20 protein-coding genes are annotated in these 23225 nt (G+C 65.8%); 11 read left to right on the top strand and 9 right to left on the bottom strand.

Annotated features, from left to right (window positions below; genetic code table 11):
* The first annotated feature begins 148 nt into the window (after positions 1-148).
* Both P5703_RS19575 and P5703_RS19570 read left to right on the top strand, forming a co-directional pair.
* The gene (locus P5703_RS19575) at positions 149-574 is read left to right on the top strand and encodes a c-type cytochrome (protein WP_011911719.1); all 426 of its coding nucleotides are present in this window, start codon (positions 149-151) and stop codon (positions 572-574) included.
* Between the two features lie 133 nt (positions 575-707).
* On the top strand, positions 708-1244 hold the full coding sequence (locus P5703_RS19570; RefSeq protein WP_285589171.1) for a cupin domain-containing protein: 537 nt from the start codon (positions 708-710) through the stop codon (positions 1242-1244).
* Between the two features lie 17 nt (positions 1245-1261).
* Here the strand turns inward: P5703_RS19570 and P5703_RS19565 are convergent, their stop codons facing one another.
* From P5703_RS19565 to P5703_RS19550, 4 genes are all read right to left on the bottom strand, one after another.
* The gene (locus P5703_RS19565) at positions 1262-1834 is read right to left on the bottom strand and encodes a xanthine phosphoribosyltransferase (RefSeq protein ID WP_013981607.1); all 573 of its coding nucleotides are present in this window, start codon (positions 1832-1834) and stop codon (positions 1262-1264) included.
* A 136-nt stretch (positions 1835-1970) separates the two neighbouring features.
* The gene (locus P5703_RS19560; RefSeq protein WP_095460874.1) at positions 1971-2555 is read right to left on the bottom strand and encodes a 3-keto-disaccharide hydrolase; all 585 of its coding nucleotides are present in this window, start codon (positions 2553-2555) and stop codon (positions 1971-1973) included.
* 9 nt (positions 2556-2564) lie between these two features.
* Complete coding sequence (locus P5703_RS19555) at positions 2565-4187, bottom strand: alpha-amylase family protein (protein WP_011911723.1); 1623 nt, start codon at positions 4185-4187, stop codon at positions 2565-2567.
* 2 nt (positions 4188-4189) lie between these two features.
* Entirely contained in the window at positions 4190-5725 is a 1536-nt protein-coding gene (locus tag P5703_RS19550) for an alpha-amylase family glycosyl hydrolase (protein ID WP_037004557.1), read from the bottom strand.
* 186 nt (positions 5726-5911) lie between these two features.
* On the opposite strand from P5703_RS19550, the gene gap reads away from it, so the two are divergent.
* The 5 genes from gap (at position 5912) to P5703_RS19525 (ending at position 11225) form a co-directional block, all read left to right on the top strand.
* Entirely contained in the window at positions 5912-6922 is a 1011-nt protein-coding gene (gap, locus tag P5703_RS19545; protein ID WP_095460877.1) for a type I glyceraldehyde-3-phosphate dehydrogenase, read from the top strand.
* On the top strand, positions 6919-7506 hold the full coding sequence (locus tag P5703_RS19540) for a cyclodeaminase/cyclohydrolase family protein (protein ID WP_285589164.1): 588 nt from the start codon (positions 6919-6921) through the stop codon (positions 7504-7506). Before gap ends, P5703_RS19540 begins: the two co-directional genes overlap by 4 nt.
* Positions 7507-7665: 159 nt before the next feature.
* The gene (locus tag P5703_RS19535; protein WP_151320423.1) at positions 7666-8832 is read left to right on the top strand and encodes an iron-containing alcohol dehydrogenase; all 1167 of its coding nucleotides are present in this window, start codon (positions 7666-7668) and stop codon (positions 8830-8832) included.
* 4 nt (positions 8833-8836) lie between these two features.
* Positions 8837-10339, top strand: a complete 1503-nt coding sequence (locus P5703_RS19530; RefSeq protein WP_151320422.1) for a CoA-acylating methylmalonate-semialdehyde dehydrogenase — start codon at positions 8837-8839, stop codon at positions 10337-10339.
* Between the two features lie 91 nt (positions 10340-10430).
* Positions 10431-11225, top strand: a complete 795-nt coding sequence (locus P5703_RS19525) for an IclR family transcriptional regulator (RefSeq protein ID WP_053526893.1) — start codon at positions 10431-10433, stop codon at positions 11223-11225.
* Here the strand turns inward: P5703_RS19525 and trhA are convergent.
* Both trhA and rep read right to left on the bottom strand, forming a co-directional pair.
* The gene (trhA, locus tag P5703_RS19520; RefSeq protein WP_045632858.1) at positions 11213-11830 is read right to left on the bottom strand and encodes a PAQR family membrane homeostasis protein TrhA; all 618 of its coding nucleotides are present in this window, start codon (positions 11828-11830) and stop codon (positions 11213-11215) included. The two genes, P5703_RS19525 and trhA, sit on opposite strands and share 13 nt — an antisense overlap.
* 95 nt (positions 11831-11925) lie before the next feature.
* Positions 11926-13935: a DNA helicase Rep gene (rep, locus tag P5703_RS19515; RefSeq protein ID WP_285589145.1), complete on the bottom strand. Its 2010-nt coding sequence runs from the start codon at positions 13933-13935 to the stop codon at positions 11926-11928.
* A gap of 244 nt (positions 13936-14179) precedes the next feature.
* Here rep and P5703_RS19510 point away from each other — a divergent pair, with 244 nt between their 5' ends.
* Positions 14180-15817, top strand: a complete 1638-nt coding sequence (locus P5703_RS19510; protein WP_279641910.1) for a putative bifunctional diguanylate cyclase/phosphodiesterase — start codon at positions 14180-14182, stop codon at positions 15815-15817.
* A gap of 39 nt (positions 15818-15856) precedes the next feature.
* On the opposite strand, the gene P5703_RS19505 is transcribed toward P5703_RS19510, so the two are convergent.
* The 3 genes from P5703_RS19505 to P5703_RS19495 form a co-directional block, all read right to left on the bottom strand.
* Entirely contained in the window at positions 15857-17830 is a 1974-nt protein-coding gene (locus P5703_RS19505) for a BCCT family transporter (protein WP_084902368.1), read from the bottom strand.
* 129 nt (positions 17831-17959) lie between these two features.
* The gene (locus P5703_RS19500) at positions 17960-19456 is read right to left on the bottom strand and encodes a YifB family Mg chelatase-like AAA ATPase (protein WP_285589142.1); all 1497 of its coding nucleotides are present in this window, start codon (positions 19454-19456) and stop codon (positions 17960-17962) included.
* Positions 19457-19492: 36 nt separating this feature from the next.
* Positions 19493-19753, bottom strand: coding sequence for an accessory factor UbiK family protein (locus P5703_RS19495; protein ID WP_013981620.1), 261 nt, complete (start codon positions 19751-19753; stop codon positions 19493-19495).
* 396 nt (positions 19754-20149) lie between these two features.
* Here P5703_RS19495 and glnK point away from each other — a divergent pair, with 396 nt between their 5' ends.
* The 3 genes from glnK (at position 20150) to P5703_RS19480 (ending at position 23209) form a co-directional block, all read left to right on the top strand.
* Positions 20150-20488 carry a P-II family nitrogen regulator gene (gene glnK, locus P5703_RS19490; RefSeq protein WP_003096476.1) on the top strand — a complete coding sequence of 113 codons (339 nt, stop codon included), beginning with the start codon at positions 20150-20152 and terminating at the stop codon, positions 20486-20488.
* 37 nt (positions 20489-20525) lie between these two features.
* Entirely contained in the window at positions 20526-21842 is a 1317-nt protein-coding gene (locus P5703_RS19485; protein ID WP_011911736.1) for an ammonium transporter, read from the top strand.
* Positions 21843-21958: 116 nt separating this feature from the next.
* Positions 21959-23209, top strand: coding sequence for an ammonium transporter AmtB (locus P5703_RS19480; RefSeq protein WP_014595677.1), 1251 nt, complete (start codon positions 21959-21961; stop codon positions 23207-23209).
* Positions 23210-23225 lie beyond the last annotated feature (16 nt).

The raw sequence follows: 23225 nt of genomic DNA, 5'->3' as shown, positions 1-23225 counted from the left end.
CGTCTCGTTCGAAAGTTCGATGCGACAAAGCGTCGCTGGGAATAGCTGGGCCTTTCGTATTGTTTCAGCCGGCATGGCTTGCCGGTATACTGACCGCCGCTCGCGATACCGTGGCCGCGGGCGTGTCTAGCCACAATGAGGGTGTAAGGTGAACCTGATTAAGAAGATCCTGGTAGCACAGACTGCCGTATTGGCCCTGTGGGCAATGAGCGCTCAGGCTGCGACCGACGAAGCAATCGCCGAGCGCCTCAAGCCGGTGGGCGAAGTATGTATCCAAGGTGAAGAGTGCGCAGCCGCTGGTGCCGGTGCTGCCGCAGCCGCCGGTGGTGCAGCTCGCAGCGGTTCCGACGTGTATGGCAAGTTCTGCACTGCCTGCCACGGCTCCGGTCTGTTGAACGCACCGAAGACCGGTGACAGCGCCGCCTGGTCCGCCCGTGCCGACGCTGCCGGTGGTCTGGACGGCCTGCTCAAGCACGCCATCAGCGGCATCAACGCCATGCCGCCGAAGGGCACCTGTGGCGACTGCTCCGATGACGAGCTGAAGGCCGCCATCCAGCACATGTCCGGCCTCTGATCGAGCGCCGCGTCATCAGCAAAGCCGCCTCCGGGCGGCTTTGTCGTTTCTGGAGGGAGCAAAGCGCGGCTGCCTCGAGTCGAAACCGATAGGCCGATCGGCCTGACTCATCGACCCGAGCAGGAGGCCCCGCATGCCCAGTACCGCGCCGCATCCCGAACAGCTGCAGCTCTGCAGTGACGGGCGCACGCCCAACAGCCCGCACCCGGTGCTGATCTATCGCCAGCTACCCTTGGCCGGGCCGAGCCGGGCCGAGGCGTTCGAGCGATTGTTCGACAGCCATCTGTGGCCCTCCGCCTGGCGCGGAACGGTTTACGACTACCACCATTACCATTCCACCGCCCACGAAGTGCTCGGCGTGGCCAGCGGCTGGGCGCGGCTGATGCTCGGCGGGGAGAAAGGCGAGGAAGTCGAGCTGCGTGCCGGCGATGCGCTGGTAATGCCTGCCGGCACTGGCCATTGCGCACTGGAGGCCAGCGAGGATTTTCAGGTGGTAGCCGGTTATCCGCTGGATCAGCAGTACGACATGCAGCGCCCCGATGCGGCCAGCCATGATGCCTCGCGGGCACGCATCGCCCGCGTCGGCGTGCCCGTCAGCGATCCGCTGGCCGGCACGCAGGGCGCACTGGTGACGCTCTGGCGCGGGGAGGCCGCGCCGGTCAGCCGATGAGTCGGCGCAGGTCGCGCTCAGTCGATGAACTGCACGGCGCCATCGGCCAGCGAGGCGACCCGGGCAAGTGACTCGACGCGGTAGCCAGCCTCTTCCAGTTCCTTGCGACCGGTCTGGAAGGATTTCTCGATGACAATGCCGAGACCGGCGATGCTGGCACCGGCCTGGTTGATGATCGAGATCAGACCCTTGGCGGCTTTGCCGTTGGCCAGGAAGTCGTCGATGATCAGCACGCGGTCGTTGGCAGACAGGTGCTGCGTCGATACAGCGATGGTGCTTTCCACCTGCTTGGTGAACGAATAGACGGTCGCGGTGAGCAGGTTGTCATGCAGGGTCAGCGACTGATGCTTGCGGGCGAAGATCACCGGTACGCCCAGCTCCAGGCCGGCCATCACGGCCGGTGCGATGCCCGAGGCCTCGATGGTGACGATCTTGGTGATCCCGTCATCGCGGAAGCGACGAGCGAATTCTCGGCCGATGGCCTGCATCAGCACCGGGTCGATCTGGTGATTGAGGAACGCGTCGACCTTGAGAACCCGGTCGGAAAGCACGATGCCATGACTGCGAATCTTATCTTTCAGCTGTTCCACGAACGCTACCTCAAGCGTGGGCGGCCGCGGCTTGCCTGACGCTCGGCGCGGTGGCGCTTCTGCCGTCACTGCGTTTCGCAGCCTGGAAAAGCCGCGCATTCTCGCTCAATTCGCGGCGCCGATCCAAGGGCGACGTTCAGCTGAGCGGTTCGATCGACAGGCGGCGAAAGCGCACGGCCTCGCCATGGTGCTGCAGCACGATGTGGCCAGCGGTGGCCTGTGCGTACAACGGCTTGTCGGCGAACTTGCTGGCCCGAATCTGCATGCGCAGATCCGGGTCATCCAGGCGATAAGAAAGCACCATGCGGTTGTCCAGCCAGTGTTCGACGTCCGCGTCGCGAACCACCAGCGCACCTTCCATGAAACTGCCCGGTTCGATCGGCGTTTCCTGCTGCGTTGCCCGCAGGCCGTACAGGGCGCCGTTGCGTGTGGTCGGCTCGGCGCCGTCGGGATGCACGGCATCGTCCAGCAGCTGCATTTCCGGCCCGCTGTGCCAGGCGAGTTCGGCGGCCTCGTCGACGCGGTAGAACACCCCGGAGTTGCCGCCGACCGGCAGCGCGTATTCGAAACGCAGGATGAAATTCGCAAAGCACTCGCGGGATATCAGGTCGATCCGCGGCGCACCGACGATGGCGCACAGCTGCTCCTCGTCGCGGTACCAGCTGCCCTCGGGAAAATCGGCGCCGTGCCAGGCGCGCCACTGTGTTGCGTCGAGAATCATGCGTCGCTCCTATCCGAACAGTTGCTGCTTGCGCCGCAGCCAGCGGTAGCCGTACGGACCCAGCCGCAGCTGGAGCGGGGTGCCCTCGGGCTGCCCGTAGTCGCAGTCGGCGAGTACATCGACCATGTCCTGCAGGTCGTCGTCGGTGATCGTCACGGTGGTCTCGCGGTCCGCCAGATTCACCAGCATCAGCACCGTGGAGTCGTTGTCGTGGCGAATGGCGAACACGCTCGGGTCGTCCACCTCCACCGTGCGCCGCTTGCCGATGCCGATCTCGCGCAGGCCGATGCGGGTGCGGATCATGTTGCCGGTGCGCGCCATCAGCGAGTCGCTGCGCAGGGTCTGGGCGAATACGTTGACCCTGTCGAAGGCGAAGGGCCCTTCATCGATCACCGGGGCGATCAGCCGTTGCGCGTCGATGCAGGAGAAGCCTGCGTTGGGCTCGTTGGACCACTGCATCGGCGTGCGCACCGCCAGCCGTTCCGGGCGCTCGAGATCGTCGCCCATGCCGATTTCCTCGCCGTAGCGGATGATCGGCGTGCCGGGCAGGGAAAAGAGCAGGGCGTGGGTGGCGGCGATGCGTCGCTCGTCGCCGTCGAGCATGGGCGCCAGGCGTCGGCGAATACCGCGGTTGTAGGCGCGCATGTTCTGATCGGGGGCAAAGGTATCCAGTACCTCGTTGCGCTCATCCTCCTCCAGCCGGTCCAGGCTCAGCTCATCGTGGTTGCGAATCCACAAGGCGTATTGCGAATGGCTGGGTGGCAGCGGCTGGCTGTTCAGCGCGCGACAGAGCGGCTCGGCCTGCTGCCTGGCGAGGGCGAGGAACAGGTGGTTGTTGACCCAGAAGTCCAGCAGCAGGGTGACGCGGTCGGCCTCGTCACCGAAGTACTCGATGTACTTCTCCGGATCGGTATCGATCTCGCCGAGCAATACAGTCTCCGGGCGGCGCATGGTGACGAAGTCGCGCATGTGTTCCAGCAGCCAGTAACCCTGGCGCAGGTCGCCACCGCCGGCCTGGCGCACCATGTGCACCGCGGCGTCGATGCGAAAGCCCGACACGCCCAGGCGTAGCCAGAACGACATGATCCGCTCGATCTCGTGGATTACCCGCGGGTTGGTCAGGTCCAGGTCCGGCTCATGCTTGTAGAACAGATGGCGATAGTACTGGCCGGCCTGCTCGTCCCAGGTCCAGACGCTGTCTTCCACCGTGGGAAAGATCGGCTCGATGGCGTCGTCCGGCTCGTCGGCCCAGATGTAGTAGTCGCGATAGGGCGAATCGCGGTCGCGGCGCGCTTCCTGGAACCAGCGGTGTTCGCTGGAGGTATGCTGCACGACCAGCTCGATGATCACGTGCAGACCCAGTTCCTCGGCCTTCTCCAGCAGGGCAACGATGTCGGCCAGGTCGCCGAAGCGCTCGGCCACCTGCAGATGGTCGCTGATGTCGTAGCCGGCATCCTCGAATGGCGACTGGTAGAAGGGCATGAGCCAGATCGCGGTGCAACCGAGGCCGCGAATGTAGTCGAGGCGCTCGGTGATGCCGCGCAGATCGCCGCAGCCATCGCCGTTGCTGTCACGGAACAGCGAGGGGTCGATCTGATAGATCACCGCGTTGCGGTACCAGAGTGGGCGCATGGTCAGGCCTCCGTGGGGCGCAGTACGAGTGCCTGGCCCGGGTTCAGGGTGCCGGCATAGGGCTCGCCTTCGCCGAGGCCGTCGCTGGCGATTTCCACCGTCCAGTCGCCACTCTGCGGGCAGGCATGCGCCGCTTCGGCGAAATTGATGCAGACCAGCCGCAGGTCATCGCCCAGCTGCCGGCGGTAGGCGAGCACCTCGGGGTGCGAGGGCAGTTCCTCGAAGTCGCCGTGCAGCAGCGCCGGGCTGGCCTTGCGCGCTGCGAGCAGGCGCTGATAGAGGGCGAACATCGAGTTCGCCGCGCCGACCTGCCGTTCCGCGGCCAGCTTGTCGGCATCGGGCGGAAAGGGCAGCCAGGGTGAGGCGCCATTCCAGTCATGGGGCGGTTCGGCCAGCCAGGGAATGGGAGCACGACAGCCGTCGCGGCCGCCCGGGTCGATGCGCGCCTCGTCGGCGATGTGTGCGTCTTCCAGGCCCAGCTCCTCGCCCTGGTAGATGAACGGTGTGCCGCGCAGCGTCAGCAGCAGCACCGCGGCAGCGCGGGCGGCGCGCTCGGAGCCCTGGTAGCGGCTGCGCTGGCGCACATTGTCGTGGTTGGACAGCACCCAGGTCGGCCAGGCGCCGGCCGGCTGCAGCCAGTGCTCGACCTCACGGATGCAGGTGCGAAACAGCACCGGGTCCCAGGGCGCATCGAGCGGATTGAAGTTGAAGGCCAGGTGCAGCTCATCGCCGGCGCCGTAGTACTGCAGCACGCGCTCGGTGGAGCGGATGTTCACCTCGCCGACCAGCATGCGATCACCGGGATAGCTGTCGACCAGCTTGCGCAGGCCGCGCAGCACCTCGTGGCTGTAGGGCTGGTCGTTGAAGTCCGACAGCGGCTGACCGGCCTGGCAGCGCGGATCGTCGGCGAAGCTCGGATCCTTGCCGGTGCAGTGAATGACGTCGATGCGAAAGCCATCGATGCCGCGATCGAGCCAGAAGCGCAGCACGTCGTGCATTGCCGCGACCACTTCGGGGTTGCGCCAGTTCAGGTCCGGCTGCTTGGCCAGGAACAGGTGCAGGTAGTACTGCTGGGTGTGCTCGTCCCAGGTCCAGGCGCTGCCGGCACCCAGCGCAGCGCGCCAGTTGTTCGGCTGGTCCCGCCAGATGTACCAGTCGCGCTTGGGGTTGTCCCGCGAGCTGCGCGACTCGACGAACCAGGGATGCTCGTCCGAGGTGTGATTGGGCACGAAGTCCAGCAGCACGCGAATATCGCGGGCATGGGCCTCTGCGATCAGCCGGTCGATGTCGGCCAGCGAGCCGAACAGCGGGTCGATGTCGCAGTAGTCGCTGATGTCGTAGCCGGCATCGGCCATCGGCGAGCGGAAGATCGGCGATAGCCACAGAGCATCGACCCCCAGCCGCTTGAGGTAGTCGAGGTGCCGCAGTACGCCCTGGAGGTCGCCGATGCCGTCGCCGTTGCTGTCAGCGAAGGATCGCGGGTAGATCTGATAAACGGTCGCACCCATCCACCACGGCGTTCGCGTTGTCTCGCTCATGCAGCGTACCCCCTGATTCGTCTGAGGTCGCGGCGGCTCGGCAACGCCGCCTCGTCAGCCATACGACTGGCAAGCGGGACACGGGTTCGCCACTTCCCTTGATCCCGGTCGGTTCATGGAGAACGCAAGGGTGGATACTGCGCCTAAGCTAACGACTGACTTTCAACCCCTCCGAGGAGATTTGCCATGCTGCGTATTGCCATCAATGGGTATGGGCGTATCGGTCGCGCGGTGGTGCGCGCGTTGTTCGAGCGCGGACTGCAGAATCAGGTGCAGGTGGTCGCCATCAACGACCTCAGCGAACACAACACGCTGGTGCACCTGACCCGTTTCGACTCGACCTTCGGTCGTTTTCCCGAGCCGGTGACGCTCGAGGGCGATTCGATGGTGGTGCGCGGTCAGTCCATCCGCCTGCTGGCCGAACGCGACGCCACCCAACTGCCGTGGAAGGAGCTGGGCGTCGATGTGGTGCTCGAGTGCACCGGCAAGTTCAAGCAGCGCGCGGCCATCGAGCAGCACCTGCAGGCCGGTGCCGGCCGGGTGTTCGCCTCGCATCCGCTGGATGGCGGCGACCTGACCGTGGTCTACGGCGTGAACCATCAGCTGCTGGCCGACCAGCGGGTGATCTCCAACGCTTCGTGCACCACCAATTGCCTGGCACCACTGGCCAAGGTGCTGCACGAGGCGGTCGGCATCCGCCAGGGGCTGCTCAACACCGTGCACTCCTACACCAACGACCAGAACCTGCTGGACAAGGCCCACAAGGACCTCTATCGAGCCCGCGCCGCCGGGCTGTCGATGATTCCGTCCACCACCGGTGCGGCCAAGGCCATCGGCCTGGTGCTTCCGGAACTGGCCGGGCGGCTGGACGGGCTGTCGGTGCGTGTGCCGACGCCGAACGTCTCGCTGGTGGACCTGACCTTCATCGCCGAGAACGCGCCGGCAAGCGTCGACGCGATCAACCAGATCCTGCGCGACGGTGCGCAGAAGCTGCCGGCCGGTGTGATGGAGTGCAACGACGAGGCGCTGGTGTCCTGCGACTTCAACGGCTATCCCGCCTCCTGCGTCGCCGACCTCAGCCAGACCCGCGTGCAGGGTGAGCTGGTCAAGGTGATGGCCTGGTACGACAACGAGTGGGGCTTCTCCAACCGCATGCTCGATGTGCTGCTGCACTGGCAAGGCGCCAACGCGGGATGACCGACGCCGACCGGCCTGGTGTGGGGCAGGGGCTCTGGCAACTGCCCCTGGGGCAGTTTCGCGACGCCGCGGCCGAGCGCGCCCTGCCCGGCTGCGGCGCGGTCGCGGCGGTGACCGCGGACCTCGCCGTAGCGCTGATCGTCAAGGCGCTGCGGGTCACGGCCGGGCAGCGCGACGATGACCGCTGCAGCGCGTTGCTCGACGAGGCGCGGGCACTGCTCGGCCGTCCTGGTGCCTTTGCCGACGACGATGTGGCGGTGTTCCGTGAGGTGCTCAAGGATCAGCACGATGATCGCTTGGCGTCCTCGGCGGCGCGCCAGGCCTGTGCCGTGCCGCTGGCCACGGCCCATGCCTGTATCGAGGCGCTGGGCATAGCCGAGCGTGCCGTGCCGCTGGTCGACCCCGCGCTACGCTGCGACGTCGAGGCTGCCGTCCTGTTGCTGGTTGCCTGTGTCGATGCCGTGCTGCTCAATGTCGGCGCCGACCTGCAAGGGCTGGGCGACGCGCAGGTGCGCGCGCGAGTGCAGGTGCGGGCCGAGCGGCTGGCCATGACAGTGGAGCGGCACCGGCAACGTTCGGTTTGATCAGCACGCGCACTGCGCAGCGAATAAAACGAGACCATCGGTCTCGTTTTTTATTGACGTCTACCCATTCGCTTTCTACTCTCCAGGCTCGATAGTGAGACATAAAGTCTCATAATAAGAAGCCGCCATGCCTCAGGCGGCCCACCTCGGAGAATGCTCATGAGCCACCGCATCGTCCTGCCGCGCCTGATGGAAGTCGGCGCTGGCGCCAGCGGGCAACTCGCCCGCGTGCTGCAGGAGCTGGGCTGCAGTCGCCCGCTGATCGTCACCGACCGCATGATGGTCGAGCTCCGCTATGTCGCGCGCATCGCCGGTCAGCTGGAAGAGGCCGGCATCGCCAGCCAGTGCTTTGCCGATACCCTGCCCGAACCGACCGCTGCCTCCATTCGCGCCGGCGTAGAAATGGTCCGCCAGGGCGATTTCGATTCCATCGTCGCCCTCGGCGGCGGCAGCCCGATCGATTCGGCCAAGGCCATCGGCATCCTCGGCAAGTTCGGCGGCGAGATGCGCGACTACCGCTTCCCGCGCGATGTCAGCGAAGCCGGCCTGCCGCTGATCGCCATCCCCACCACCGCCGGCACCGGCTCGGAGGCGACGCGTTTCACCATCATCACCGACGAGACCAGCGACGAGAAAATGCTCTGCGCGGGCCTCGGCTTCATGCCCATCGCCGCGCTGATCGACTACGAGCTGACCCTCTCGCTGCCGCCGCGGGTCACCGCCGACACCGGCATCGACGCGCTGACCCACGCCATCGAGGCCTATGTCAGCCGCAAGGCCAGCCTCTACAGCGACTCTCAGGCGCTGGAAGCCATGCGCCTGCTGGCGCCGAACCTGCGCACAGCCTTCCACCAGCCGGACGACCGCGCCGCGCGTGAAGCGATGATGCTCGGCGCGACCCTGGCCGGAATCGCCTTCTCCAACGCCTCGGTGGCGCTGGTGCACGGCATGAGCCGGCCGATCGGTGCCTTCTTCCACGTGCCGCACGGGCTGTCCAACGCCATGCTGCTGCCGGCGATCACCGCCTTCTCGATTCCCGCGGCGCCCGAGCGCTACGCCGACTGCGCGCGGGCCATGGGCGTCGCCGCACAGACCGACAGCGTCGAAGTGGCGAACGACAAGCTGCTCGCCGAGCTGCGGGCGATCAATCAGGAACTGAAAGTGCCGAGCCCGGAACAATTCGGCATCGCCCGCGACCGCTTCTTCGAGCTGCGCGCGACCATGGCGCGTCAGGCGCTGGCCTCCGGCTCGCCGGGCAACAACCCGCGCGTGCCCACGGAAGCGGAAATCATCGACCTCTACGAAACCGTCTGGAACCAGGAGTGAAGCCATGCAGACCCTCGGCAACCTGATCAACAACGAGGCCGTCGCCGGCCGCTCCGAGCGCCATGCCACCGTCTACAACCCGGCCACCGGCGAGCCGCGCCTGTATGTCTCGCTGTCCTCGGCGGACGAGACCCGTGAGGCCATTGCCGCTGCCCAGGCCGCCTTCGATGGCTGGTCGAAGACGCCGCCGCTGGTGCGCGCGCGGGTCATGTTTCGCTTCAAGGAACTGCTCGAAAAACGTCGCGACGACGTCGCCCGGCTGATCACCAGCGAGCACGGCAAGGTGTTTTCCGACGCCCAGGGCGAAGTGACCCGCGGGCTGGAAGTGGTGGAGTTCGCCTGCGGCATCCCGCATCTGCTCAAGGGCGAGTTTTCTTCCAACGTCGGCCGTGACATCGATTCGAATTCGCTGATGCAGCCGCTCGGTGTCTGCGCCGGGATCACCCCGTTTAACTTCCCGGCCATGGTGCCGCTGTGGATGCTGCCGGTGGCCATCGCCTGCGGTAACACCTTCGTCTTGAAGCCCTCGGAAAAGGACCCCAGCGCGACGATGCTGATCGGCGAACTGCTGGCCGAGGCGGGGCTGCCGGCTGGTGTGCTGAACATCGTCAACGGCGACAAGGAGGCGGTGGACGTGCTGCTCACCGATGAGCGGGTGCAATCGGTCAGCTTCGTCGGCTCGACGCCCATCGCCGAATACATCTATGCCACCGCCTCGGCCCACGGCAAGCGCTGCCAGGCGCTGGGCGGGGCGAAGAACCACATGGTGGTGATGCCCGACGCCGATCCGCAGCAGGTGGTCAGCTCGCTGATGGGCGCGGCCTACGGCTCGGCCGGCGAGCGCTGCATGGCGATTTCCGTGGCGGTGTGTGTCGGTGACGAGGTGGCTGACAAACTGGTCGAAATGCTCAAAGGCGAAATCAGCCAGATGCGCACCGGCCCGGGTCTGGGCATCGAGCCTGAGCCGCACATGGGCCCGCTGGTGACCCGCGAGCACCAGCAGAAGGTCAGCAGCTACATCGATCTGGGCGTGGAGGAAGGTGCAACGCTGGTCTGCGACGGCCGCGGCATCAAAGTCGAGGGCCATGAGAACGGCTTCTATGTCGGCCCGACGCTGTTCGACCGGGTCATGCCGAGCATGCGCATCTACCGCGAGGAGATCTTCGGCCCGGTGCTGGCCTTGGTGCGGGTTGCGTCGTTCGACGAGGCGCTGCAGCTGATCAATGACCACGAGTTCGGCAACGGCACTTCGATCTTCACCCGTGACGGCGACACCGCGCGGCAGTTCGAGGAGAACGTCAAGGTCGGCATGGTCGGCGTCAACGTGCCGATTCCGGTGCCGATGGCCTTCCATTGCTTCGGCGGCTGGAAGCGCTCGGTGTTCGGCCCGCTGAACATGCACGGCCCGGATGGGGTGCGTTTCTTCACCCGGATGAAGACCGTGACCCGGCGCTGGCCCACCGGTATCCGTGCCGGCACCGAGTTCGCCATGCCGACCATGAAGTAGCCCGCGCGGTACCGTTGCACTGGCGGTGCCGGTCGCTACACTCCCGGGCGCCCTGTGGGGCGTCCATCTTCATCGAACGACAAGGCAGACGATGCGCAGCACTCCCCGCGAGAAAGGCTCTTCCATCACCCGCGTGCTGGAAATCATCGAGGCGGTGGCGGCGGCGAAGGAGCCGCTCAGCCCGACCGCGCTGGCCGAGCGCCTGGACATCCCCAAGGCCAGTGCCCACCGGCTGGTGCAGACCCTGGAGAAGGAAGGCTTCCTGCAATTCGGCCTGCGCGGCGGGCTGCTGCCGGGCGAGCGCCTGCATGTCGCGGCGCTGAACATTCTGCGCAGCAGCCGGCACAAGGCGCTGCGCCAGGCGATCCTGCGCCAGCTCTCCGAGGCCATCGGCGAGACCTGCGGTCTGGCGATTCCGGACGGGCTGGACATGCTCTATTTCGATCGGGTGCAGACCAACTGGCCGCTGCAGATCAACCTGCCGATCGGTAGCCACACGCCGCTCTGGTGCACCGCCAGCGGCAAGCTCTATCTGGCGTCGCTGCCGCCGGAGCAATTGGAACGGGTGCTGCCGCACCTGCCGCTGCAACGGATGGCGCGCAACACCCTTACCGATCTCAGCGCGCTGCGCGATGACCTGGCCCGCGTGCGCGAGGAACAGCTGGGTACCGACTGCGAGGAATTCATCGACGGCATGGTCGCCTGTGCGGTGCCGGTACGTGCCTCCGACGGCGAACTGCTGGCCTGCCTGTTCAGCCACGCGCCGGTGATCCGCTGTTCGATGGCGCAGCTGCTGGCGTTCGTGCCACGAATGCGTGCCGCTGCACGCGAACTGGAGGCGGTGCTCGGCAGCGCGGCGGCGCTGGAGGCCGATCAGAGCACGTAGAACAGAATGGCGATGAAGTGCAGCAGGCTGCCGACCATAACGAAGATGTGCCAGATGCCGTGCCAGTGCTGGAAGCGGTCGTCGAAAACGAAAAAGACGATGCCCACCGTGTAGCAGATGCCGCCGGCCAGCAACCAGCTGAAACCGGCGCCACCCAGGGCGGCGAACAGCGGCTTGACCGCCACCAGCACGATCCAGCCCATCACCGCGTAGATCACCAGTGACAGCACCCGTGCTTCGGAGCGCGGCTTGATCTCCTGCAGCATGCCGATCACGGCGAGGCTCCAGACGATGCCGAACAGCGTCCAGCCCCAGGTGCCAGCCAGGGTGACCAGACAGAACGGCGTGTAGCTGCCGGCGATCAAGAGGTAGATCGACAGGTGATCGAGCTTGCGCATGACCACCTTCGCCCGCCCGCGCAGGCTGTGATAGAGCGTCGAGATGCTATACAGCAGGATCAGGCTCAGACCGTAGATCGCAACGCTGACGATCTTTACCGGCGAGCCGTCGAGCGCGGCGAGGACCAGCAGCCAGATCGCGCCGAGACACGCCAGCGCAGCACCGACCAGGTGCGTCCAGGCATTGAAGCGTTCGCCGTGATACATCCCAACCCTCCCGAAAACCACGATGCCAGCAGCATGCCGCGTCAGCGTTACGGGATTCAAACCGGCCGCGAAAAAAAGATCGGCGCGGCGAGCCTTCAGCGCTTGAGCATCGCCCGCATCGCTGCCAGGGCGTCGTTGCCGCGCGCGGCCTTGACCTCCACCGGCGCTTCTTCCATGCCTTCCCAGACCAGATCCTCGGGCGGCAGCTCGTCGAGGAAGCGGCTCGGCGTGCAGTCGATCACCTCGCCATACTGCTTGCGCTTGGCGGCGAAGGTCAGCGCCAGGTTGCGCTTGGCGCGGGTGATGCCGACGTAGGCCAGGCGCCGCTCTTCCTCGATGGTGTCGGCCTCGATGCTGGAACGGTGCGGAAGGATTTCCTCCTCGAAACCGATGATGTACACCGAAGGGAATTCCAGGCCCTTGGAGGCGTGCATGGTCATCATCTGTACGCCCTCGGCACCTTCTTCCTCTTCCTGCTGGCGCTCGAGCATGTCGCGCAGCACCAGCTTGCCGATGGCATCCTCGATGGTCATGTCGCCGTCTTCGTCTTTTTCCAGGGTGTTCTTCAGCGCATCGACGAGAAACCAGACGTTGCCCATGCGCGCGTCGGCCACCTTGTCGCTGGAGGCGTTCTGCCTGAGCCAGTTCTCGTAGTCGATGTCCATCACCATGCTGCGGATGGCGGCGATCGGGTCGTTCTGCGCGCACTGCTGGCGCACGTTGTCCATCCAGTGCTTGAAGCGCGCCAGGCGCTCGGCGTAGCGGCTGTCCAGATGCGCGCCGAGGCCGATTTCGTCAGCGGCGGCGTACATGCTGATGCCGCGCTCGCTGGCGTAGTTGCCGAGCCTTTCCAGGGTGGTGGAGCCGATCTCCCGTCGCGGCACGTTGATCACCCGCAGGAAGGCGTTGTCGTCGTCCGGGTTGACCAGCAGGCGGAAGTAGCTCATCAGGTCCTTCACCTCCTGGCGGGCGAAGAAGCTGGTGCCGCCGGACAGGCGATAGGGAATCTGGTGGTGCTGCAGCTTCAGCTCCATCAGCTTGGCCTGGTAGTTGCCGCGGTAGAGGATGGCGAAGTCGCTGTAGGGGCGCTGGGTGCGCAGGTGCTCGGTGAGGATTTCCAGCGCCACCCGCTCGCACTCGGCCTCTTCGTTGCGCGTGCGGATCACGCGGATCTCGTCGCCATGGCCCATTTCCGACCACAGTTGCTTCTCGAACACGTGGGGGTTGTTGGCGATGAGGATGTTGGCGCACTTGAGGATGCGGCTGGTGGAGCGGTAGTTCTGCTCCAGCATCACTACCTTCAGGGACGGGTAGTCCTCCTTCAGCAGCATCAGGTTTTCCGGACGCGCGCCGCGCCAGGCGTAGATCGACTGGTCGTCGTCGCCGACCACGGTGAACTGGTTGCGCATGCCCACCAGCATCTTCACCAGCAGGTACTGGCTGGCGTTGGTGTCCTGGTATTCGTCCACCAGCAGGTAGCGGATGCGGTTCTGCCACTTCTCGAGGATGTCGGGGTGTTCTTGGAAGAGCTTGACCGGCAGCAGGATCAGGTCGTTGAAGTCCACCGCGTTGTACGCCTTGAGCGTGCGCTGGTAGTGCAGGTAGACGATGGCGGCGGTCTGCTCCTTGGGGCCGCGCGCCTTGGCCAAGGCCTCGTCGGGCAGGATCAGGTCGTTCTTCCAGCTGTCGATGAGGTTCTTGATCTCGTCGGCGCCGTCATCGCCGGCGTATTCCTTCTGCATGATGTCGGTGAGCAGCGTCTTGATGTCGCCGTCATCGAAGATCGAGAAGCCGGGCTTGTAGCCCAGGCGCGCGTATTCCTTGCGGATGATGTTCATGCCCAGGTTGTGGAAAGTGGACACGGTCAGGCCGCGCGCCTCGCTGCCCTTGAGCAGGGTGCCGACGCGCTCCTTCATCTCCCGCGCCGCCTTGTTGGTGAAGGTCATGGCGACGATGTGACGGGCCTGGATGCCGCAGTTCTGCACCAGGTGGGCGATCTTGCGGGTGATCACGCTGGTCTTGCCGGAGCCGGCACCGGCGAGCACCAGCAGGGGGCCGCCGACGTAGTTCACGGCTTCCTGCTGCCGAGGATTGAGTCGGGACATGTTGTTCAGGTCGTTCGAAACGGGGGCGCGAGTTTAACAGGCCGAAAGGGTGATGCAGGCGCGTTACAGACGCAATAAAACGCCGGTCGTCGCGCGTGGGGCTTGGCTAATGGCAAGAATCGATTAGTCTTGTCGCGCTGCAGGATGCTGGGGTGGTTGCACAGGGACTGGTGGGATCGGAGACCCTTTGGTGTCTTCAACAGCTCAAGAGTCCGGAGGCCGCTTGCCAGCGCCTGCCCAACCCATGCCACTGTTGCTGTTGGCGCATCGCCCAGACTGGGCGGTGCGGCTGCGCGCCTGCCTGCAGGGTTCGGCCCACGCCGAACAGCTGGTCGTGGCGACGGACTGGCAAACCGTCAGCCAGCAGCTCGAATCTCCCTGTCTGGTCCTGGCGACGCCGCAATGCCGGCCCGCACCGGGGCGCTTTCCCTGGCCGCTGATCCTGCTGCTCGACGAGGAGCCGGAAGAAACCCCGGAAGGTGCGGTCGACTGGCTGGTGGCCGACCAGCTCAGCGCCGAGGTGCTGCGCCGTTGTCTGCGCTACGTGCGCGAGCGCTGCAACCTGCAGGGAACCCTGCAGAAGCTTGCGGTGCGCGACCCGCACACCGGCATCGCCAATCGTCAGGGCTTCCAGGCGCAGCTGCTCGACGCCCTGAGCGAGCACGACGGTCATGGCCTGGAGCTCGGCTACCTGGACCTGGACAATTTCCGCCACGTCAACGACGCCCTCGGCCACGATGCCGGAGATCGCTTGATCCTGCAGGTGGTCGCCCGGCTCAAGGCGCAGCTGGAAGTGGGCGATCTGCTGGCGCGGCTGGGCGGCGACGAGTTCGCCTTGCTGCTCGACACCCGTGACGATGCCGGGCGCGCCGATGCGATCGCCGATCGCATCGTCGAGGCGCTGGCCGAGCCCTACTGGGTGGACGGCGAAAGCCTGATGCTCGGCTGCAGCCTCGGGCTGGCGCGAGCCAGCGCCGGAACCTCGGCCGATGCGCTGCTCTGGCATGCGCAACTGGCGATGCGTCAGGCCAAGGCCAGCCAGGGCTGCACCTGGTGCCTGTACGACGAGCACGTCAGCCGCAGTGCCCGCAGCCTGGCCGACCAGGAGGGCGAGCTGCGCCGCGCGCTGCGCCGTGGTGAGCTGGAGCTGCACTACCAGCCGCGGCTGTGTCTGGACACGGGCCGCGTGGTCGGCATCGAGGCGCTGGTGCGTTGGCTGCATCCCGAACGCGGTCTGCTCGGGCCGGACGCCTTCATTCCCATGGCCGAGGAAAGCGGCCTGATCGTGCCGCTCGGCTACTGGGTCATCGCCCGCGCCCTGCGCGACCTGCAGAGCCTGCACGAGCAGGGTGCGGACTCGCTGCACATGGCGGTCAACCTGTCGTTCCGGCAGTTCCAGGACAGCCAGTTGCTGCCGACACTGACGCGGCTGATCGACGAGCGCGCCATCGACCCGCACTGGCTCGAGTTCGAGCTTACCGAAACCGCCGTCATGCGCCGCAGCGAGCAGGTGCAGACTGCCATGCAGGCGCTTGGCCAGCTGGGCGTGCGCTTCTCGCTGGATGACTTCGGCACCGGCTTTTCCTCCTTCGTGCACCTGTCCAACCTGCCGATCACGCTGCTCAAGATCGACAAGAGCTTCGTCGCCAGCATGGGCGCCCGCCCGGAAAAGCGGCAGCTGGTGGAGGCGATGGTCGGGCTGGCGCACAACCTGCGGCTGGAGGTGGTGGCCGAGGGCGTGGAAACCGCCGAGCAGCTGGAGCTGCTGCGCCAGTTTGGTGCGCAGCAGGTCCAAGGCTATCTGGTCAGTCAGCCGCTGCCGCTGGCCGAACTGCTGAGCTTCATGAGCGCCGAGCGCCAGAGCGCCGGCCTGGCGCACTGAGGCGAGGCGCCCCGGCACCACGGCCGGGGCGCGCCGCTATCAGCGCACCATGTGCAGGAAGTGCATGTGCTTCTCGTACTGGCCGAGGATGTCGCCAATGACGTCTTCGCGGCTCCAGCCCATCACGTCGTAGTCCTGGCCGCCTTCCTTGAGATGCACCTCGGCGCGGAAGTACTTGCGCTCCTCGCGCTCGTCGTCCTCGCTGGTCACCACGAAGCTGGGCATGGCGTAGGCCCGCGGGCGTACTTCGTAGATGAAGTCCGGCTCGCCTTCGTGGGTGATCTCGAAGCGCAGGCGGCGGTCTTCGCCTTCGCTGATCTCCACCTCGTAGCCCTGCTTGCGCATTTCTTCGGCGATGGCCTCGTAGGCCGGACGCACCACCTCGGCGATGAAGCGCACCACATGGGCGCGCCGCGGGAACAGCATCAACGTGCGCAGGCGCCGTTGCCAGCCTCCGGCCGTTGGCGCTGCGCTCGGCGAGATGCTCAGCGCCTGATAACGCAGGCCCTGCTTGGTGGCGTCAAGGCGTAGGGCCTTGAGCAGACCCCACATGGAGCAGAGCAGGGCGATGGTGAAGGGCAGGGCGCTGGCGATGGTCGCTGTCTGCAGCGCGGTCAGGCCATCGGCCAGCAGCAGCGCGATGGCCACCCCGCCCATGGACAGCGCCCAGAAGATGCGCTGCCAGATCGGCGTGCCCTGCTTGCCGCCGGACGCGAGCATGTCCACCACCAGTGCGCCGGAGTCGGCGGAGGTGACGAAGAACACCACCACCATGATGATCGCCACGAGGGAGATCAGTGCCGAGAACGGAAAATGTTCGAAGAAGGCGAACAGTGCCAGTGAGCTGTCCTGTTCGATGGCCTCGCCGAGGCTGCTCACGTGCTCCCAGAGGATCATGTGGATGGCGGTATCGCCGAACACGGTCATCCACAACAGGGTGAAGGCGGTGGGTACCAGCAGCACACCTGCAACGAATTCGCGGATGGTCCGCCCGCGGGAAATGCGCGCGATGAACAGGCCGACGAAGGGCGACCAGGCCAGCCACCAGCCCCAGTAGAACAGCGTCCAGCCGCCGATCCAGTCGTTCGGCTCGTAGGCGTAGAGGTTGAAGGTCTTGTTGACGATGTCCGACAGGTAGCTGCCGATGTTCTGCACGAAGGTCTGCAGGATGAACACCGTCGGCCCCGCGATCAGCACCATCAGCATCAGCAGGCCGGCCAGTGACAGATTCAGCTCGGACAGCCGCCGCACGCCCTTGTCCAGCCCGGTCACCACCGAAATGGTGGCGAGCAGGGTGGTGGCGACGATCAGGCCGATCTGCACCGGAATGGTCACCGGCAGGCCGTAGAGGTGGTTCAGCCCGGTGTTGATCTGGGTGACACCCAGGCCCAGCGAGGTAGCGACGCCGAGCACCGTGCCGATGATGGCGAAGATGTCCACCGCGTGCCCGATGGGACCGTAGATGCGCTCGCCGATCAGCGGGTAGAGCGCCGAGCGCAGTGTCAGCGGCAGGCCGTGACGGTAGGCGAAGTAGGCGAGGATCATCGCCACGATGGCGTAGATCGACCAGGCGTGCAGGCCCCAGTGAAAGAAGGTGATCTTCATTGCTTCGCGGGCGGCGAGCGTCGTGCCGCCTTCGCCCACCGGCGGCGAGAGGAAATGCATGACCGGCTCGGCTACGCCGAAGAACATCAGGCCGATGCCCATGCCGGCGGAAAAGAGCATGGCGAACCAGGTCAGGGCGCTGTAGTCCGGTTCGCTGTGGTCCGGGCCGAGCTTGATGTCGCCGTAGCGACTGAAGGCCAGCAGCACCACCATCAGCAGGATGAGTGCGACGGCGAGAATGTACAGCCAGCTGACATTGGCGATGATCCAGGCCTGGGCGTCGCCGAACAGGGCCTGCGCGTGTTCCTGAAAGGCGACGCTGTAGATCACCAGTGCCAGGATGATGACTGCCGAGCCGTAAAAGACCGGGGCGTTGAGGTGAGAAGACGAGGGCTGTTTTGCCTCCATGCTGCGCTCCTTCGGTTGTGTCTGGGGAGTGGCCGCCTGTGGCGAAAGCCAGGCAACTTAACACAGACCGCAAAAGCGTCCGCTTGTCAGCAGGCATCCGGCAACGTCGAATGCCCCGGCCGGAGGGGCTCAGGCCTGGCTGCCGGGGCGATATTGCAGCGCTTCGGCCAGATGTTGCCGGCCGATGCGTTCGGCCTGCTCCAGGTCGGCCAGGGTGCGTGCGACCTTGAGCAACCGGTGTGCGGCGCGCAGGGACAGTGCGAGACGCTCGCAGGCGCGCTCCAGCCAGGCCTGGTCCTCGGCGGTCAGCTGGCAGTGCTCACGCAGGCCGACAAGGTCGAGAAAGGCGTTGGCGCAGCCCTGGCGGGCGAGTTGCAGTCGCCGCGCCTCGGCCACCTGTGCGGCGAGCACGGCGCTGCTCTGGGCGGTCTGTGGCGCTGCGTTGAGGGCGGTGGCCTCGCGCGCCACGGTCAGATGCAGGTCGATGCGGTCGAGCAGCGGTCCGGAGAGCTTGTTGCGGTAGCGCTGGATTTGCTCCGGCGTGCAGCGGCAGCGACCATTAGGGTCGCCCAGATAGCCGCACGGGCAGGGGTTCATTGCCGCCACCAGCTGGAAACGCGCCGGAAAACGCACCTTGTCCCGCGCCCGGGCGATGACGATATGGCCCGATTCCAGTGGCTCGCGCAGCACCTCCAGCACCTTGCGGTCGAACTCCGGTAGCTCGTCGAGAAACAGCACACCCTGATGCGCCAGGGTGATCTCGCCCGGTTGCGGCCGGCTGCCGCCACCCACCAGCGCCGGGCCCGATGCACTGTGATGGGGCTGGCGGAACGGGCGCTGCGGCCAGTGCTGCAGCGGGCTGTGGCTGGCCACCGAATGAATCGCGGCCACTTCCAGCGCCTCCTGCTCATCCAGCGGCGGCAGCAGGCCGGGCAGCCGGCTGGCCAATAGCGTCTTGCCGGTGCCGGGCGGCCCGGAGAACAACAGGTTGTGTGCGCCGGACGCGGCGATCAGCAGGCCGCGTTTGGCCGCCTGCTGGCCCTGTACGTCGGCCAGGTCGGGGTAGGGCTGGACCTGCCGCAGCAGCCCCTGGGCCACGTAGGGCTCGAGCGGGGTAACGCCGTTGAAGTGGGCGGCAACTTCCAGCAGATGCTCGGCGGCAAACACGGTCAGGCCCGAGGCGAGGCTGGCCTCCTCGGCATTGGCTCGCGGCACCAGCAGCGCACGGCCGGCGGCACGCGCGGCGAGGGCGGCCGGCAGCACGCCCTGGACCGGGCGCAAGGCACCGGACAACGCCAGTTCGCCCAGGCATTCCAGCTGCTCCAGACGTTCGCCGGGCAGCTGTCCGCTGGCGGCGAGGATGCCCAGCGCGATGGCCAGGTCGAAGCGACCACCGTCCTTGGGCAGATCGGCAGGGGCGAGATTGAGCGTGATGCGTCGGGCGGGGAAATCGAAACCGGAGGTAAGGATGGCGCTGCGCACCCGGTCCTTGCTCTCCTTGACGGCGGTTTCCGGCAGGCCGACCAGGGTCAGCGCCGGCAGGCCGTTGGCCAGATGCGCCTCGACGGTCACCGCCGGGGCTTCGACGCCGACCTGAGCGCGGCTATGGACGATGGCCAGGGACATTCGATCACTCCTTTGATCGTGTCACGGCCCGGTCGGTCAGGACGCGGGCGGTGTGAGCTTCTCTTCCAGTTCGGCGACCTTGGCTTCGAGCGCCTCGAGCCGGGCGCGGGTGCGGGCGAGCACCACCATCTGGCTGTCGAACTCGTCGCGGCTGACCACGTCGAGCTTGTTCAGTGCACCCTGCACCACGCCCTTGAGCTGGGCTTCGAACTCGCCACGCGGCAGCGGCGTTTCACCGTTGAACAGGCGCGAGGCCTGGGAGCCGATGGCATCTAGGAAAGCTTTTGGCGGCAACATTGAAAACACCTGTCATTGAACGGGGCGCAGTGTAGCACGGCGTTTTTTTCGCCTTTCCCGGCTGCGGTGCACAAAAAATGAGCAGGTCATGGTGCAGCTGCGCACCATTTTCGTGCGTTCGTTGTGCTCAACCGTCCGTCGGACCGCTCCGTTTGCGGCCGAGCGCCCGCAGCAAGCGGCTCGCGCAAAGCTGGCATCGATTCTGCTTTGTCCCCGTTGACGCACGCACCGGTTCGTTGCGGTGCATGGGCGATTCGCGACGCTTCGTCGGCGAGATTGGTGGTGTCGGTCCGCGGCCCGGCTGAAGCCGGAGCGTTACAAGAGCCAGACACTGAGCTTAGACTTGAGCCGGGTTCGTACTTCTGGGGCAAGTCCACCTAAACGGGAGAAGTTTTCATGAAACTAGTCACTGCCATCATCAAGCCGTTCAAGCTGGACGACGTGCGCGAGTCGCTGTCGGAGATTGGCGTACAGGGCATCACCGTCACCGAAGTCAAGGGCTTCGGCCGTCAGAAGGGTCACACCGAGCTGTACCGCGGCGCCGAATACGTTGTCGACTTCCTGCCAAAGGTGAAGATCGACGTGGCCATCGCCGACGATCAGCTCGATCGCGTGATCGAGGCCATCACCAAGGCGGCCAACACCGGCAAGATCGGTGACGGCAAGATCTTCGTGGTCAACCTGGAACAGGCCATCCGCATCCGTACCGGCGAAACCGATACCGACGCGATTTAAGCAGCACCTCCGAACCCCACGCCCCAGGAGTAAAACCATGACTCTGCGAAGATTCGCAGGGCTAGGAGCCCTTTTGTCTCTGTTAAGCCCAGGCCTGGCCATGGCGCAGGAGGCAACGCTGGATTCAGGCGATACGGCATGGATGCTGACGGCCACTGCGCTGGTGCTGTTCATGACCATCCCCGGACTGGCGTTGTTCTACGGCGGCATGGTCCGCTCGAAGAACATCCTCTCGGTGATGATGCAGTGCTTCGCCATCACCGGCCTGATGAGCATCCTCTGGATGGTCTATGGCTACAGCCTTGCATTCGATACCACCGGTATGGAAGCGGGCGTCACCAACTTCAATTCCTTCGTCGGTGGTCTGGATCGTGCGTTCCTCAGCGGCCTGACTCCTGACAGCCTGGTCGGCGCCTTCCCGGAAAGCGTCTTCATCACGTTCCAGATGACCTTCGCCATCATCACCCCGGCGCTCATCGTCGGCGCCTTCGCCGAGCGCATGAAGTTCTCGGCGATGCTGGTGTTCATGGGCGTGTGGTTCACCCTGGTCTATGCGCCGATCGCGCATATGGTCTGGGGCGGTGACGGTGGCCTGATGTGGGACTGGGGCGTGCTGGATTTCGCCGGTGGCACCGTGGTGCACATCAATGCCGGTATCGCCGGTCTGGTGGCCTGCCTGGTCCTGGGCAAGCGCAAGGGCTTCCCGACCACGCCGATGGCACCGCACAACCTGGGGCTGACCCTGGTCGGCGCGGCGATGCTGTGGATTGGCTGGTTCGGCTTCAACGCCGGTTCGGCCGTGGCTGCCAACGGCACCGCCGGCATGGCCATGCTGGTCACCCAGATCGCCACCGCCGCGGCTGCGTTGGGCTGGATGTTCGCCGAGTGGATCGGCCACGGCAAACCCAGCGCGCTGGGCATCGCCTCGGGCGTGGTCGCCGGTCTGGTCGCCATCACCCCGGCTGCCGGCACCGTCGGGCCGATGGGCGCGCTGATCATCGGCCTGGTCTCGGGGGTGGTCTGCTTCTTCTGCGCCACCAGCCTGAAACGCAAGCTCGGCTACGACGATTCGCTGGATGCCTTCGGCGTGCACGGCGTGGGCGGCATCGTCGGTGCGCTGCTCACCGGCATCTTCGCCGCACCCATGCTGGGCGGTTTCGGTGAGGTGGAGAACATCGGCCTGCAGCTGTGGATTCAGTTCAAGGGCGTGCTCTTCACCGTCGTCTACACCGGCATCGTCACCTACCTGATCCTCAAGGCGATCGACCTGGTGATGGGCCTGCGGGTGAACGAGGAGCAAGAGACCATCGGCCTCGACCTCAGCCTGCACAACGAGCGCGGCTACAACCTGTAACCCATTTCAGCGCAGTACCCCGGAGCCAACACCGGGGTCAGGGCAGGCCCGCCGGAGCAGCGTGCGGCGGCCTGCGGACCGAACAGCGCACACAGCGCGACAGCAAGAGGTGACACATGGATAGCACTGCATTGATACCCGTCCAGTACGGACTCGATACCTTCTACTTCGTGATCTGCGGAGCGCTGGTGATGTGGATGGCGGCGGGTTTCGCCATGCTCGAGGCCGGTCTGGTGCGGGCCAAGAACACTGCCGAGATTCTGACCAAGAACATCGTGCTCTACGCGCTGGCGTCGATCATGTACCTGCTGGTCGGCTACTACATCATGTACTCCAGTCCGGAAGGCGGCATTTTCCCGAGCCTGGGCTTCCTCATCGGTGACGAGCATGCGGTCGACCTGGTCGCCGCCGGCGGCGAGGACGCGCCTTACTACTCGGCCCGCGCGGACTTCTTCTTCCAGATCGTCTTCGCCGCGACCTGCATGTCGGTGGTCTCCGGTGCGGTGGCCGAGCGCATGAAACTGTGGGCCTTCATCGCCTTCGCGGTGGTGATGACCGGCTTCATCTACCCGATCCAGGGCTTCTGGAAATGGGGCGGCGGCTTCCTCGACGCGGCCGGCTTCCTCGACTTCGCCGGTTCCGGTGTGGTGCACATGGCCGGTGCCGCTGCGGCCCTGGCCGGTGTCCTGCTGCTCGGGGCGCGCAAGGGCAAGTACGGCCCGAACGGTCAGATCAATGCCATTCCGGGTGCCAACATGCCGCTGGCGACCCTCGGGGCATTCATCCTGTGGATGGGCTGGTTCGGCTTCAACGGCGGCTCGCAGCTGAAAATGAGCACCATCGAGGACGCCAACGCGGTGGCCCAGGTCTTCGTCAACACCAACATGGGTGCCGCTGGTGGCCTGATCGCGGCCCTGATCACCGCGCGCCTGCTGTTCGGCAAGTCCGACCTGACCATGGTGCTCAACGGCGCCCTGGCCGGCCTGGTGGCGATCACTGCCGAACCGCTGACCCCGAGCGCGCTGCAAGCCACCCTGATCGGCGGTGTGGGCGGTGTGCTGGTGGTGTTCAGCATCCTCGGTCTGGACAAGCTCAAGCTCGATGACCCGGTCGGTGCCATCTCCGTGCATGGTGTCGCCGGCATGTGGGGCCTGCTGGCCGTGCCGCTGACCAATGCCGACGCTTCTTTCGGCGCGCAGCTGCTGGGCCTGGTGTCGATCTTCCTCTGGGTGTTCATCGCCAGCCTGATCGTGTGGGGCATCATCAAGGCGGTGATGGGCCTGCGCGTCAGCGAGGAAGAGGAGTACGAGGGCGTGGACGTGGTCGAGTGCGGCCTGGAGGCGTACCCGGAGTTCACTCGCCAGTAATGTTTCGCTGATACAT

It is taken from the genome of Stutzerimonas sp. FeSN7, assembly GCF_030263795.1.
Classification (GTDB): Bacteria; Pseudomonadota; Gammaproteobacteria; order Pseudomonadales; family Pseudomonadaceae; genus Stutzerimonas; species Stutzerimonas stutzeri.
Note: the sequence above shows the minus strand (reverse complement) of the source record. Positions and strands in the feature narration are given on the sequence as shown.